The organism is Haladaptatus sp. SPP-AMP-3 (genome assembly GCF_049568665.1).
In the GTDB taxonomy this organism is placed as follows: Archaea; Halobacteriota; Halobacteria; order Halobacteriales; family Haladaptataceae; genus Haladaptatus; species Haladaptatus paucihalophilus.
Window position 1 is genome coordinate 58,748 of sequence record NZ_CP145902.1, and the last position, 13,811, is coordinate 72,558.

At 58.5% G+C, this 13,811-nt stretch carries 13 protein-coding genes; 7 read left to right on the forward strand and 6 right to left on the reverse strand.

Translation table 11 applies throughout. The features are described 5' to 3' along the window. Positions 1-133: 133 nt before the first annotated feature. From V5735_RS23185 to V5735_RS23200, 4 genes are all read left to right on the forward strand, one after another. Positions 134-541, forward strand: a complete 408-nt coding sequence (locus V5735_RS23185; RefSeq protein ID WP_423747456.1) for a DoxX family protein — start codon at positions 134-136, stop codon at positions 539-541. A gap of 34 nt (positions 542-575) precedes the next feature. After that, a complete protein-coding gene (locus tag V5735_RS23190) occupies positions 576-1,463 on the forward strand; it encodes a fumarylacetoacetate hydrolase family protein (protein ID WP_423747457.1) in 888 nt (295 codons plus the stop codon). A 6-nt stretch (positions 1,464-1,469) separates the two neighbouring features. Then, the gene (locus V5735_RS23195; protein ID WP_423747458.1) at positions 1,470-2,459 is read left to right on the forward strand and encodes a TatD family hydrolase; all 990 of its coding nucleotides are present in this window, start codon (positions 1,470-1,472) and stop codon (positions 2,457-2,459) included. 144 nt (positions 2,460-2,603) lie between these two features. Beyond that, the gene (locus tag V5735_RS23200; RefSeq protein ID WP_423747459.1) at positions 2,604-4,484 is read left to right on the forward strand and encodes a CocE/NonD family hydrolase; all 1,881 of its coding nucleotides are present in this window, start codon (positions 2,604-2,606) and stop codon (positions 4,482-4,484) included. 93 nt (positions 4,485-4,577) lie between these two features. On the opposite strand, the gene V5735_RS23205 is transcribed toward V5735_RS23200, so the two are convergent. Both V5735_RS23205 and V5735_RS23210 read right to left on the reverse strand, forming a co-directional pair. After that, positions 4,578-4,943 (reverse strand): Zn-ribbon domain-containing OB-fold protein, encoded by a 366-nt coding sequence (locus V5735_RS23205; protein WP_423747460.1) that lies wholly within the window; start codon positions 4,941-4,943, stop codon positions 4,578-4,580. A gap of 2 nt (positions 4,944-4,945) precedes the next feature. Then, positions 4,946-6,100 carry a thiolase C-terminal domain-containing protein gene (locus V5735_RS23210; RefSeq protein WP_423747461.1) on the reverse strand — a complete coding sequence of 385 codons (1,155 nt, stop codon included), beginning with the start codon at positions 6,098-6,100 and terminating at the stop codon, positions 4,946-4,948. 104 nt (positions 6,101-6,204) lie between these two features. Between V5735_RS23210 and V5735_RS23215 the strand changes: the two genes are divergently transcribed. From V5735_RS23215 to V5735_RS23225, 3 genes are all read left to right on the forward strand, one after another. Next, a complete protein-coding gene (locus V5735_RS23215; protein ID WP_423747578.1) occupies positions 6,205-7,431 on the forward strand; it encodes a CaiB/BaiF CoA transferase family protein in 1,227 nt (408 codons plus the stop codon). 300 nt (positions 7,432-7,731) lie between these two features. Further along, the gene (locus V5735_RS23220) at positions 7,732-8,160 is read left to right on the forward strand and encodes a helix-turn-helix domain-containing protein (protein WP_423747462.1); all 429 of its coding nucleotides are present in this window, start codon (positions 7,732-7,734) and stop codon (positions 8,158-8,160) included. Positions 8,161-8,564: 404 nt separating this feature from the next. Next, positions 8,565-10,118, forward strand: a complete 1,554-nt coding sequence (locus tag V5735_RS23225; RefSeq protein WP_423747579.1) for an alkaline phosphatase D family protein — start codon at positions 8,565-8,567, stop codon at positions 10,116-10,118. Positions 10,119-10,255: 137 nt separating this feature from the next. Here V5735_RS23225 and V5735_RS23230 read toward each other — a convergent pair whose 3' ends face one another. From V5735_RS23230 to V5735_RS23245, 4 genes are all read right to left on the reverse strand, one after another. Beyond that, on the reverse strand, positions 10,256-10,492 hold the full coding sequence (locus V5735_RS23230; protein ID WP_423747463.1) for a hypothetical protein: 237 nt from the start codon (positions 10,490-10,492) through the stop codon (positions 10,256-10,258). Positions 10,493-10,885: 393 nt separating this feature from the next. Further along, complete coding sequence (locus V5735_RS23235) at positions 10,886-11,692, reverse strand: ABC transporter permease (protein WP_423747464.1); 807 nt, start codon at positions 11,690-11,692, stop codon at positions 10,886-10,888. Next, positions 11,689-12,714 carry an ABC transporter permease gene (locus V5735_RS23240; RefSeq protein ID WP_423747465.1) on the reverse strand — a complete coding sequence of 342 codons (1,026 nt, stop codon included), beginning with the start codon at positions 12,712-12,714 and terminating at the stop codon, positions 11,689-11,691. The genes V5735_RS23235 and V5735_RS23240 overlap by 4 nt, the downstream gene beginning before the upstream one ends. After that, a complete protein-coding gene (locus tag V5735_RS23245; protein WP_423747466.1) occupies positions 12,711-13,799 on the reverse strand; it encodes an ABC transporter ATP-binding protein in 1,089 nt (362 codons plus the stop codon). Before V5735_RS23245 ends, V5735_RS23240 begins: the two co-directional genes overlap by 4 nt. Between the last annotated feature and the right edge of the window lie 12 nt (positions 13,800-13,811).

The following is a 13,811-nucleotide window of genomic DNA, read 5'->3' on the forward strand; positions in this document are numbered from 1 at the left end:
GCCACCTTGCAGAGAAAATAGCAAGATTCCAAACAGCTATAAACCAATCCTTCATACCGTATCTTGATGTCCACAATTAATAATCGAACGGTGAGTGCATCGAATGCTGATAAATCCGAAACGGTGGTCCGGAATGGCGCTTGAAGGCGAGTTCCTGTTGGCAGGGCGATTGCTCCTCGGTGGGATGTTTCTGTACAACGGATACAACCACTTCGTCGACTACGAGGGCCGGGTCGGATATTCGGAGTACAAGGGAATTCCCGCTCCGTCGTTATCCGTCATCTCGTCGGGAGTGGTATTGGTCCTCGCATCCATCGGAATCATCGTCGGAATCTATCCGGTGATCTCCGCGGGCGCTCTCGCGGTGTTCCTCATCGTCGCAACGGCGTTGTTCCACGACTTCTGGAGTCTGTCCGGTGAGGACCGACAGAACGAGCTGAACCACTTCCTGAAGAACGTCGGCTTGCTCGGAGGCACGCTCGTTCTCTTGGCCGTCGGAGGTGAGACGTGGGCGTACGCCGCCAACGTCGGATTGTTCTGATCGATACGATTGACTCGAATACAGGTAGACACACATGAAACTCGGACAATTTCGAACGAGCGAGGACGAACAGCCGTGGGCAGGTAGCGTCGTCGATGATGGAATCGTCGATTTGAACGAAGCGGGCAGGCAGTCGGGCGTTACGCTCCCGTCCGATCTCCGCGAAATCATCGAGACGTGGAACTGGCGTGAGAAAGTCGAACTTGCGACGGCGTACGCCGAGGAGACCGGAAATGTGGTGCGTTCCCACTCCGATGTCGTACCGGCGGCTCCGATCACCGAACCGGAGAAGATAGTCGCCATCGGGCTGAATTACATGGAGCACGCGGAGGAGGGTGATCAAGACACACCGGATTCTCCGATGGTGTTCTCCAAATTCCCGCGGACCATCGTGGGACCGGACGATCCGGTCGAGTGGGACCCGAAACTGACCGAGGCGGTCGATTACGAAGGCGAACTGGTGGTCGTCATCGGTAAACGGACGCGCAACGTGAGCGAGGACGATGCCCTCGACTACGTGGCGGGATACACCATCGGAAACGACGTCTCGGCCCGCGACCTCCAGCTTGCTGACGAGCAGTGGGTCAGGGGGAAGAGTCTGGATTCCTTCGCACCTATCGGCCCGCATCTCATCACCCCGGACGAGGTAGACGACGTGGGTAATCTCGACATCTGGACCGAGGTCAACGGTGAACGGTTGCAGGACTCCAACACGAAACACCTGATCTTTCCGATAGCGGAACTCGTCTCGTTCTGCAGTCGGGCGTTCACCCTGTCTCCGGGCGACCTGCTATTCACCGGAACGCCCGACGGCGTCGGCTACTTCCGCGACCCGCAGGTCCTCCTCGAAGACGGGGACACGATGACCGTCGGCGTCGAGGGTCTCGGGGAACTTACAAACGGGTGCCGCTACATTGGGTAAGCAACCATGGGAACGTACCCGACCCGGCGTCCGACGGACGCGGAGTACAGCGAGGCAGCGGACCGAATTCCGACCGAATTGAGCAGCATGCCGTGGATAGACATCCACAACCACGCACACACCCTGTCGTGGAACGACCGTGAGAAGTTCTCACTGAGCGGGTGCGAGTCGATGGTGATGATGGCGGCCGCGTACTATTGGACGCCGTACAAGCCGGTCGAGGCCGACGACATCCGGTATCTCTGGGACGATGCGCTCAATCGACTCTCACCGATCCGCCAGTCGCACCTGATCGACGCGAAGATCGGTGTCGGCGTTCACACCGGTGCTCGCGTGGATAACTACGAGGAACTCCTCGCGGTCCTCCCGGAGTACTGTGCCCTCGACGAAGTCGCGGCGGTCGGCGAAATCGGGATCACGGAGTCACAGCACGTCGCCGGGTGGTCCCTCGAAGAGCAAAAAGAGGTCACCAGACGGCAACTCGAAGTGGCGGCCGACCACGACCTTCCGGCGATACTGCACACGCCCGCCGATCTCAGGGATGTCGAGTTTCCCGACCGGGTCCGAGGAGACGTTCCTGGATACGAGTTGGAACTCGCCCTCCAGCAAGAGCCCGTGTTGACCGCGGAGAATCCGAAGCGGGAGGCGGTGGAGATCGATATCGAACTGAAGGACGAGGCGGGCCTCCCCGACGACCGGATGGTGCTCTCCCACGCCGACAAGAAGATCGCACCGTACGTCTTGGAGAACACGGATTGCTATCTGAGTTTCACGGTCAGCTATCCGTGGCTCCTCGGGGTTTCCCCCCACCACGTCGCCGAGGTGGTCGCGGAGTACGGGCCGGATCGTATCCTCGTCGAAACCGATAGCGCGGGGGTGCTCCGGAGCGACGTGTTCGCGTTCAAGCGAACGATTCTCGAAATGTATCGCATGGGACTCGACGTCGAGACGATTCGGCAGGTAGTGTACGAGAATCCGAAACGGATTCTCGCGTAACCGCTGTCGGCCGTATTTGTCCCCCCACGCGCGAGTTTTACAGCGTTCGACGCTCCACGAAGCCGTCGAACTCACCGTTCGGGTGACGGGACACGCCGCGAACCGTGGATATATTTTAAGTGTAGTTGTGCCTCATCTATGCGTATGGATTCTGACCCCTCGTTCGAGGTTCACACGAAACTGGACGTGATGGTGGAGATGCGTGACGGCGTCGAGTTAGCGACCGACGTGTACCGACCCGCGAAGGACGGTGCGGTGCTCGACGAGCCGAAACCGGCGCTCCTGAGTCGAACTCCGTACAACAAGCGGGGGGAAATGACGCGTCACGGCGAGTGGTTCGCAAAACGCGGATACGTCGTAGCCATCCAAGACTGTCGCGGGCGATTCAACAGCGAGGGGACGTTCGAGATGTTTGTCGACGAGCCGGAAGACGGCTACGACACCGTCGAGTGGCTGGCGAACGAAGAGTACTGCAACGGTCGGGTCGGGACGGTAGGGTCGTCGTACGGTGCGTGGGTACAGAGCGCGCTCGCAACGCAGAACCCGCCGCATCTCGAAGCGATGTTCGTCAATCAGGGGCCAGCGAACGGACGGAAGGCAACGCTCCGACATCACGGGGCGTTCGAACTCCGATGGCTCTGTTGGGCGTTCACGCTCGGCGGTGGATTCGCCAAACGGGCGCTCCGAAATTCGGCGCTCCAAGAGCACTTGGCGAACGTCGACGTTCGAGACGTACTGTCCGGGGGACCCGTCAAGCGAGGGCAGTCCGCGCTCAAGCATCTGCCCGAATACGAGGAGTGGCTGTTCGATATGCTCACCACGGGGAGTGCCAGCGACGAGCGGTGGTCCTCGCCCGGGATAAACTTCGAATCGTACTACGAGGAGATGGCGGACGTTCCGACCGTGTATTCGGGCGCGTGGTACGATTCGTATACGATAGGCACTTGCAATAATTTCGAAGCTCTCTCGGACCTGAAATCGTCCGACCAATTCCTCCTCGTGGGACCGTGGACCCACGGGTGGAACGAGTACCCGCTTTCCTCGTGGAACAAAACCTACTCCGGCGAAATCGAGTTCGGGGACCGGTCGTTTCGAGACTATCAGGAGACGAGATTGCGTTTCTTCGAACACTACCTCAAAGGGCGGGATACGTGGCACGAACCGCCGGTTCGATACTTCCGCATGGGAACGGGCGACGGGACCCGATGTGCTGGTGACCGCCTCCTCCACGGTGGTGAGTGGGCCACGGCGGAGGAGTGGCCTCTTCCCGACGCGCGGCCCACGAAATTTTTCGCGCAGCCCGATGGGTCGCTCACCCGTACGGAGCCGACGGTTCGCTCGGCGCAAACTACGTATTCGTTCAACCCACGGGACCCGGTACCGACTATCGGCGGCAACTGTTCTTCGTATGTCACATACGAGCAACGCGATGAGTCGATTCTCGAATACCCGCTCGAAGAACGGTATCTCGTGAACATCACGGGAAGCGGCGGGTACGACCAACGGACCCGCGCGAGTACCTTCGGTGCCGACCCTCCGTACGGACCGCTCGAACGCCGTGACGATGTCGTCGTGTTCCGGACGGAGAAACTGGAAACGGACCTCGAAATCGTTGGCCCGGTACGGGTACGACTCTACGCCTCCAGTACGGCGCCGGACACGGATTTCACCGCGAAACTGATCGACGAATATCCGCCGACCGAGGACTTCACCGACGGATTCGCCCTCAACCTCACCGACTCTATCTGTCGGGCCCGGTACCGCGGTCACAGAGCGGAGCCAGCCCTCATCGAACCCGGCGAGGTGTACGAGTACGAACTCGAACTGTATCCGACCGCGAACGTCTTCAAAGAAGGCCACCGGATTCGGGTCGATATCTCCTCCTCGAACTTCCCGCGGTACGACGTCAACGCAAATACGGGCGGTGGTCTGTACGACGGGAGGCGGTTCGAAGTCGCCGATAACACGCTCTACCACGACCGCGAACGTCCGACCCATATCGAACTACCCGTACTCCCACACTGACGGCGGTATCGAGACCGTTTTCGAGATGGAAACGTCGTGTGAACCGATATCCGGGGTCGAATGCTTCGCCCGTCCAAACGAAAACCGAACTTCTCACGCCGGTCGAAATCGATACCCGTCCCACTCCTGATCCGAGTCTTCCGGTTTCAACCCGGCACCCGGCTCCCGGAGCCGCTCGACGTAGACCGGTTCGACCTCGTCACCGATTTCGATTCCGTCGGTCGTCGATTGGCCCAGCGCACGAACGCTGGTTCCGTCCACTTCGAACTCGACGATAGCAAGCGTGTTCGGGTTCCGAACGCCGGGTGGCGTCGCCGTACTGGTCGTCCACGTCACCACTTCGCCGATTTCGTCGCTGAGATCGATCGTTTCCGTCTGCTCGTTCCCACATTCGGGACACAATCGGTGACCAGGACACGTGATATGACCGTTCGAACACCGGTGTGCGTCGAATCCCATGATCACTTCGCCTCCATAATTGCCGCCGTCGCACAGTTCCCGAACCCGCCGAGGTTACACGTGAGTCCCGTTTCCGCCGTCACCTGACGTGCCCCCGCTTTCCCGAGTAGCTGTTCGTAAATCTCGTATCCCTGCGCGATGCCGCTCGCCCCCAACGGATGCCCCTTCGATTTCAGCCCGCCCGACGTATTGATCGGCAGTTCCCCTCCTCTCTGCGTCCGGCCGTCCTCGATATGCTTCCACGCAGTACCCGTCTCCGCGAAGTCGAGCGCTTCCATTTGCAGTAGTTCGAGGATGGTGAACATGTCGTGTAACTCGGCCACGTCGATGTCATCGGGCGTGAGGTCAGCCATTCGAAACGCGTTCGAACCGGCCGCTTCGACGGCTCGCATCGTCGTCGGATCCGCCCGTTCGTGCACCACGTGCGTATCCGTCGCACCGCTGATACCGGAAACGACGGCGTACTCGTCGGTGTACTCTTTCGCGACCGATTCCGGGCAGAACAGGAGAGCGGCACTCCCGTCGCTCACCGGACAGAAGTCGTACAATCTGAGGGGGTCCGCGATGATCGGGCTCTCCAACACGGTTTCGACGTCGATACGCTTTCGGAACTGTGCTTTCGGGTTGTCGACACCGTTCGCGTGGTTTTTCACGGCGACCTTCGCAAGACTCTCGCGCGCGGCGTCGAATCGATCGAGGTACGTCCTCGCGGTCAGCCCCGCGAACGACGGGAGCGTGGCACCGTGTTTGTACTCGTCGGGATGCGTGATAGACGCGATCACATCCGTGGAGGTGGCGGTATCCGTGTGCGTCATTTTTTCGCCGCCGACTAACAACGTCATTTCGCTTGCACCGGATGCGATCGATTGCCACGCTCCGTACATTCCTGCACCGCCGCTCGCACTCGTTTGGTCGATACGCTGGCTATAGGCAGGCAGAAGACCCAAATCATGCGCCAACGCGTTCATCACTCCCGTCCGTCCTTCGAACTCGCCGCTCGCCATGTTCGAGATGTAAACGTGATCGATGGTCGACGGTGGAACCCCGGCGTCTCGCAGACATTTTTCACCGGCTTCCGCGAGCAATTCTCGAATCCAAGCGTCCCGCTGGCCAAATTTAGTCATTGACCCGCCAATGATGGCTACATTTGTGCACATACTGCTCGGTCGGAAGTTCTTCTAGCACGGCCGTAAAGCTTACCGTGCAAACGTGACAGAATGGCGATAGAAAACACTATGCCCAGTCGCTGTCGTAATACGATATAGTCGTGACCACGAACAAGAGAATTCTAGAGGGAACGACAGTTATCGATCTGTCGACGTTTGTAACCGGTGGATTTTGCTCCGCTATGCTCGCAAACCAAGGTGCAGAAGTCATCAAAATAGAACGACCCGAGGTCGGTGACGATAACCGTCACTCGGGTCCCCCATTCATAAATGGCGAATCACCCTACTTCTGGACGGTGAACTACGGAAAACGGAGCATAGAACTGGATTTGAAAAACGATGACGCGAAGCAAACGCTCTACAGATTGGCCGAGGAGGCGGATGTTTTCATTCAGAACTATCGTCCGGGGACGGCTGAGCGCCTCGATGTCGATTACGATACGATATCCGAGTACAACGACGAAATCGTCTATCTGGCCATTTCCGCGTTCGGACAGACCGGGCCGTGGCGCGAGCGTCCGGGCTACGACCTCCTGATACAGGGAATGAGCGGAATAATGGATGTCACCGGAGAAGAGGGGCGACAACCGGTGAAAGTGGGGCTTCCGATGACTGATCTCATCACGTCGATGTGGGGTGCGTTCGGAACGGTTACCGCACTTTACAGGCGTGAAATCACGGGGGAGGGTGAGTATATCGACCTCGGAATGCTCGAATCGACCCTTCCGTGGCTCACGAAGCAGGCGGGAAAGGTGTTCGCGGACGAATCCCCCGAGCGAATGGGGACGAGGGACCCGGTGCTCGCGCCGTACCAGTCGTTCAGAACGGCCGACGGCTACATCAACATCGCGTGTTTGAACCAGAAGCTCTGGCACGAACTGTGCGAAGCGTTAGACAGACCGGATCTTCCAGTAGACGAGCGTTTCGAGACGAACGCCGACCGTGTACAGAACATGAGTGCGCTCGAGGATGAACTCGAAGAGACGCTCTCGACGAAGGGTACCGACGAGTGGATCGATATTCTCGTCGAGAACGCCGGTGTTCCCGCTGGGCCGGTGTTCACCGTCAAAGAAGCGCTCAACAATCCACAAGTCGAGGCTCGTGACGCGCTCGTCGAAATCGAGCATCCCGAACTCGGAACGGTTCCCGTTATCGAGCATCCGCTCCGGTACAAGTATGCAGAGAGTGGATTTAGCGACCCGCCGCCAACGCTCGGGGAACACAACCGTACGATTTTGCGAAAACTGGAATACTCGGACGAGGAGATAGACCGGCTTAGAGAGACTGGTGTCCATGGAACAAAGAACGACGACACCGAGTGAGCCGGTGTCGGAGCGTATTCAGCCGACGTCATCGTGATTCATCGTTGCTACCACAGAGACTGTATCCTGAATCGGGCGGTCTGTTCGCCGTAGAATCCACGCTACCGCGAGGTTGCTCACGTACGCCCCTGATTTCCGTTCGTTTCACAACCGTCAGCGGAGACGCCACCCGAACGGTTCGTTGTCCGGTCGACTCCTCCCGGGTCTGGACTCCGATTCGAGAAACGACGACCCGCACTCGGCGGTCATTGATAATCAGAAATAGTTGTATTTTTATTCGGGCAGCGACAGTCATCCACCATGGACAAACTCACGGACGTGTCAGCCGAGGTACTGCGGGACGAACTTGCAGATGTGTCGGATCCGAAGGCCGCAAAGCGGCTGATGGTCGCATTAGCGTACGACGGTGGTATCTCTATTTCTACACAGAGCGAACTCTACGGTATCCCGACATCGACGCTGTACTATTGGCTCGATAGAGTCGGTACGGAACCGCTCGAATCCGCGATTCACGACGACGACCGTCCCGGTCGTCCCACGAAACTCGACCGAGAGGAGCGAACCGTGCTTCGACGGGATTTGACGGAGGAACCAAGCGAATCGGGATACGACGCCACCGACTGGACACCCGAACTCGTTCGGAATCATATCGAGGACGAGTACGGCGTTTCCTACTCACTCGGTCATGTTCGTCGGCTCATTCGGGAGTGGACTGTTGACCGACGATAGTTACAGTAACTTTTGTTTATACGGCCTCCCAAATACAAACTCTATTATGTAAAATCTGGGGGAGCTAGTGGTCACTCCCTCGGGAGCGCATATATTTCTCATCCGAACTTCTCACCGTTTCTGTTCTCGAGCTTTCTCGGTGGCCGTCGTTCCGCTTCCGCTGAGAACGAGTTCCCGGACGCGGAACATCGAGGTTCACGGTACGGTTAGCCTCATTGGACGCGCGGATCATCGATTTCCGAGCATCCTCTTGCACTGCTTGATTTCCCGTCCTGTATCGCCGCGAACATTCGTACGGCTTCGGTGGGGAACATAGGTGTATTGTTCACACTTATAAAGGACTATATTATTACCGGCCATTATGTCAAACAACGATGCTGGACAACGTAACTAGAAGAGATGCGATGCGGACGACCGCTGCTGCAGCCTTCGGCGGAGCGATGCTAACCGGAGCAACGATAGCCGAACAGCCGAGAGACGCGCGGGAAGACCCCAATTCTAGAGACGTAATTGCAGCACCATCCGGTGCACAAATCGGAGATATCGTCGAGGACAGAGCCCTCATCTGGAGCCGGGCAAGTGAGCCAGCACGGATGTTTCTTCATCTCTCGACCGAGCAGGACTTCTCCGAGAAACGGACAATCCGTGGACCGACGGCGTTAGCGGACAGTAACTATACTGCAACGATGGACATCGAGGGACTCCCTCGAGGCGAAGAAATTTATTACCGAGTGACGTTCGAAAGTCTTCGAAATCCAGGGACTCGAAGCGATCCAGTTGAAGGGTCGTTTCGAACGCCTCCGACCGACCGAACCGATATCCGCTTCGTTTGGGGTGGGGATGTTGCCGGACAGGGGTGGGGAATCGACCCTGATTTCGGAGGTATGAGGACGTTCGAATCGATGCGTGAAACGGACCCGGACTTCTTCATCCACTCGGGTGACGCGATATACGCGGACGGGCCGCTCGAAGAACGTGTCGAACTTGACGATGGTAGCGTTTGGCAGAACGTCGTTACCGAAGCGACGTCCGACGTTGCCGACACACTTGCGGAATTCCGTGGAAACTATCGATACAATCTCCGAGATGACCACTATCGAGCATTCGTCTCCGAAGTGCCGATGATTCCACAGTGGGACGACCACGAAATCCTCAACAATTGGTATCCGAACGAGAAGCTACCGGCGGACGACCCGCACGACGTTAAAAGCGTGAACTTGCTCGCCGCACGTGGTCAGCAGGCATTTCTCGACTATATGCCCGTTCGCCCTCGAGATGATGTGGACGATGCGATTTATCAAAATTTCCCATACGGTCCCTCGTTAGAGGTATTTCGGCTCGATATGCGGAGCTATCGAGGCCCGAATACGGAAAACACGCAGACTGAATCGGGGCCGAAAACGGACTTCCTCGGCGATACGCAAATGAGCTGGCTCAAAGACGCGCTCTCGGAATCCGAGGCGACGTGGAAAATCATCGCGGCGGACATGCCGATCGGTCTCGTGGTCACTGACGGTGATAAGTATGAAGCCGCCGCAAACGCGGACAGCGGAATACCGAAGGGAAGAGAGCTCGAAATCAAGGAATTACTCTCATTCATGCAATCGGAAAATATCCGGAATGTGGTCTGGGTAACGGCGGACGTTCACTACACAGCGGCCCATCACTACCACCCGAAGCGAGCGTCGTTCTCCGAGTTTGACCCATTCTGGGAATTCGTCTCAGGACCGCTTCACGCCGGGACGTTCGGACCGAACGAACTCGATGACACCTTCGGACCGACGGTCGTCTTCGAGAAGAGTCCACCAGAGGGGGAAGCGAACCTCCCGCCAAGTGACGGGCTTCAGTTCTTCGGACAGGTCGACGTCGATGGTCAGTCGGACGTCTTGACGGTGACTCTCAAAGATCTGAACAACGATTCACTGTATACGAAGGAGCTTACTCCCGTCGACTGCTGATTGACAGCGCCAGTAGGACCGCCGATGATGCAAGGAATCGACGATATCCCGACGACTTCTGCGACGTTCTTGGAGAAGCCATCACTGCGATTTAGTCCCGGTGGGGAGATACGTTTGAGATCGCCGACTACCCCTCACTATTCAGCTTCGTAATCAGTGAGTCGAAGCTTACCCTCGACCTCATAGAGATGCCCCTTCATGTAGAGCCGTTCAACGATGTCCTCGGCAGCAGGCCGCTCAAGATCTTCTTCATCCTTCAGAATCGCGTACGCTTGCTCGTACGTAAGTTCACTCTCGTCCGGGAGCGCGGTCGCGAGCGCATCGAGTGCTTCTTGGGCGAGTGGGGAGAGCGGTGACGTCCCATTCGAGACCATTCGTACTACCAAATTCGCGGACGCGATAGGTAAACCCTCGGACAGAGTTCGAACGTGACGCTATTCGTTGAGATACGCTGACCACGTTCCGAAGCGTTACGCTTCCTACGCGATGGTTGCGTTTCAGTGACTACTGGGGGCGTCTCGAACCGATATTTTCGAAGAACCCCGAAAGAGAGTAGTTAATATTCGTCTCTCCGATAGCGAATCAATGCGATTCGGGGCAGTGAGTTCATCAAACGCTCCCAGTACTGTGATTGCTATCTCGGTGACTCCTGTTCCTACCGACGACGTTTGGGTCGCCACGGCTGGGACGAGAAATAGGTAGTCGCACGAAAGATACACACCTCTTTTCGTCCCACCAGTGCGAAAACGAAAACTCCCGGCGACGTCTCAAAGTCCCGATTTGAGGATGAGGTTCTTGCCGAGGAGGAGGTCCAAGGTGAGCGGGACGGCCACGGTGATGAGCATCAGCACCGTCGCCATCGCGTTGATCATCGGCGTGATGCTGGTGCGAACCATCGTGTAAATCTCGATGGGCGCGGTCGAGGTCGCCGGTTGGACCCAGAACTGGGTCGCCGTGAACTCGCCGAAGCTGATGACGAACGCGAGGAGCATTCCCGCGGCGAGTCCCGGCGCGATGAGTGGCAGGGTCACCTCGAAGAAGGTCTCCAGCTCGTTCGCGCCGAGCGTCATCGCGGCCTCCTCGACCGACTGGTCGAACCCGTAGAGTTGGGCTCTGACGGTGACGAAAATGTAGGGCAAGACGAGCGTCGTGTGGCCCGCGATGAGGAACAGGTAGTTCTTCTGGAACCCCATTTTCGTGAGGAAGGCCGTCAGCGCCACGCCGATGACGACCGGGCTGATTATCATCGGCAGGAAGAGCACGCTCGATAGGATGTTCTTCTTGGGGAACGACCGCCGGACGAAGCCGAGGGCGGTTATGGTGCCGACGATGCCCGCACACACCGACGCGCCGAGCGCGACGATGAAACTGTTCTTGAGCGCCGTGAGCATCCGGTCGCTGTTGAGGAACGTCTCGTACCATTTGAGACTGAACCCCTCCGGCGGGAACGTCGGGAACTTCGACGGTTGGAACGAGATGACGACGACCGCGAGGAGCGGGAACAGGAGGAACAGGTACACTAACCCGGTCGTTCCCTTGATTGCGTTCCATCCGAGTTCGTCGCGGGTGCTCATTCTGAACCACCCCCGAACACGTCGTCGAGGCCAACGAACCGGTTGAACAGGCTGATGAGGACGAACAACACGAGCAGGTAGACGACGCCCATGGCGCTCGCCAGCGGCCAGTCGAGGTTCTGACCGAAGGTCGTCTCGATGAGGTTGGCGACCATCGTGTTCGACGGGGCACCCAGCAGCGCCGGTGCCATGTAACTCCCGACCGAGAGGATGAACACGAGAATCACACCCGCGCTGATACCCGGGAGCGTCAGCGGGAGCGTCACCTCGTAGAACGCCCGCAGCGGCGTCGCACCCATCGTCTTTGCGCTCTCGATGAGCGAGTCGTCTATCTCGTTGACGCTGTTGTATATCGGGAGTATCATGAACGGTAGCAACGCCTGCGTGAGTCCCGAGATGACGGCGAGGTCCGAGTAGAGGAATCCGCCACTCTCGATGCCGACCCACCCGAGCATCGACACGAGGAGGCCCTTGTTCCCGAGGACGAGAATCCACGCGTAGTACCGGATGATGAGCGGCACCCAGAAGGGAAGCACGACGAGGAGGAGGAACGCCGCCTTCCACTTCGAGACGGTTCGACCCAGGAAGTACGCGGGCACGTATCCGAGGGCGAGCGCGCCCAGCGTGACGAACACGCCGTACTTCAGGGACTGCCAGAGGATGGTCAGATACAGGTTGTTGAACGTCAGCGTTGCGAGGTCGACGTTCTGGGTCAGGATGAACTCGTAGTTGCTCAGCGAGAACTGCTGGATGATGACGCCCCCCGTGCCGCGCTGCCAGAAGGACAGCGTTACAATGTACAGGAGCGGGGCGAAGAGGAACAGGAACATCCAGCCGAGGCCGAGGCCCGCTTGCACGCTTGCGAGGATGCTCTCGTGCCGCTTGATTCGGTCGAACGCGCCGGTGACGGGGCCGGACCGAAGTATCGCGGTCCTGATTTCGAACGCCCGCTCGCGGAGGCCGTCGGTTCCCGTCGAGGCCGACTGAACACCGTTTCCGAACGACTCTTGCTCGCTACTCATGCGGGTTCTCTCTCGGGCGTGTCGTTTACGAGGAGGAGTTCTTCCGCCGGAATCGTGATGAACACCTCGTCTCCAGACTCGTACTCTTCGACGCCGGTGAAGCCGTGTTCAGCGACTGTTACCTCCTCGCCGGTCGAGAGGGTACAGAAGAACAGCGTCTTCTCGCCGAGATAACTCATCGTCGTCACCGTCGCCGACAGTTCGTTCGCGGCCCCGGTTGATTCCTTCGAGATGCTGAGTTTCTCCGCGCGGAGGAAGGCCAGCGCGGGGTCGTTCGGCGAGAGCGTCTGTTCGGTCGATTCGAGCGTCAGGCCGGAGTCGGTCTGGAGTGTGACACTGTCGTCTCCGGTGCTGACCGTCCCCGCGAGTTTGGTCGATTGACCGATGAACTCGCCGACGAACTCCGACTGCGGGTTCTCGTAGATGTCGAGCGGGCTGCCTTGTTGGGACAACTCGCCGCCGTCGAGGACGATGACGCGGTCGGACAGCGAAAACGCCTCCATCTGGTCGTGGGTGACGTAGATGGTCGTGATGCCGATCTCCTCTTGGATGCGTTCCAGTTCGATGCGCATTTTCTGTCGGAGAACGCGGTCGAGCGCGGAGAGTGGTTCGTCCATCAAGAGGACGTTCGGCTCGAACACGAGCGCCCGTGCGAGGGCGACGCGCTGTTGTTGGCCGCCGGAGAGTTCGGTCGGCGAGCGGTCCACCATGCCGGGCAGTCGGACCATCTCGAGCGCTTCCTCGACACGGGTTCGCCGTTCTTCTTTATCGACGCCGCGCATCTTCAGCGGGAATCCGACGTTCTCGCCGACGGTCTTGTGCGGGAAGAGCGCGTAGTGCTGGAACACCATGCCGATGTCGCGCTCGTAGGGTGGTTGTTCGGTCACCACCTCACCACCGATTTCGATGGTTCCCGACGTCGGCGTTTCGAGTCCGGCAATCATACGGAGCGTCGTCGTTTTGCCGCACCCTGACGGACCGAGAAGCGAGACGAACTCACCGCGCTCGGCTTCGAAACTGACGTCATTGACCGCAAGTACGTCACCAAACCGCTTCGTAACACCGGAGATTTGTACGTAGCTCATGTTATTTCGGGG

Coding starts and splice junctions, on each gene's coding strand:
- V5735_RS23210 (WP_423747461.1), bottom strand. CDS start 6,100: ATGTGCACAAATGTAGCCATCATTGGCGGGTCAATGACTAAATTTGGC.
- V5735_RS23230 (WP_423747463.1), bottom strand. CDS start 10,492: ATGGTCTCGAATGGGACGTCACCGCTCTCCCCACTCGCCCAAGAAGCA.
- V5735_RS23205 (WP_423747460.1), bottom strand. CDS start 4,943: ATGGGATTCGACGCACACCGGTGTTCGAACGGTCATATCACGTGTCCT.
- V5735_RS23235 (WP_423747464.1), bottom strand. CDS start 11,692: ATGAGCACCCGCGACGAACTCGGATGGAACGCAATCAAGGGAACGACC.
- V5735_RS23185 (WP_423747456.1), top strand. CDS start 134: ATGGCGCTTGAAGGCGAGTTCCTGTTGGCAGGGCGATTGCTCCTCGGT.
- V5735_RS23240 (WP_423747465.1), bottom strand. CDS start 12,714: ATGAGTAGCGAGCAAGAGTCGTTCGGAAACGGTGTTCAGTCGGCCTCG.
- V5735_RS23200 (WP_423747459.1), top strand. CDS start 2,604: ATGGATTCTGACCCCTCGTTCGAGGTTCACACGAAACTGGACGTGATG.
- V5735_RS23245 (WP_423747466.1), bottom strand. CDS start 13,799: ATGAGCTACGTACAAATCTCCGGTGTTACGAAGCGGTTTGGTGACGTA.
- V5735_RS23195 (WP_423747458.1), top strand. CDS start 1,470: ATGGGAACGTACCCGACCCGGCGTCCGACGGACGCGGAGTACAGCGAG.
- V5735_RS23220 (WP_423747462.1), top strand. CDS start 7,732: ATGGACAAACTCACGGACGTGTCAGCCGAGGTACTGCGGGACGAACTT.
- V5735_RS23190 (WP_423747457.1), top strand. CDS start 576: ATGAAACTCGGACAATTTCGAACGAGCGAGGACGAACAGCCGTGGGCA.
- V5735_RS23225 (WP_423747579.1), top strand. CDS start 8,565: ATGCGGACGACCGCTGCTGCAGCCTTCGGCGGAGCGATGCTAACCGGA.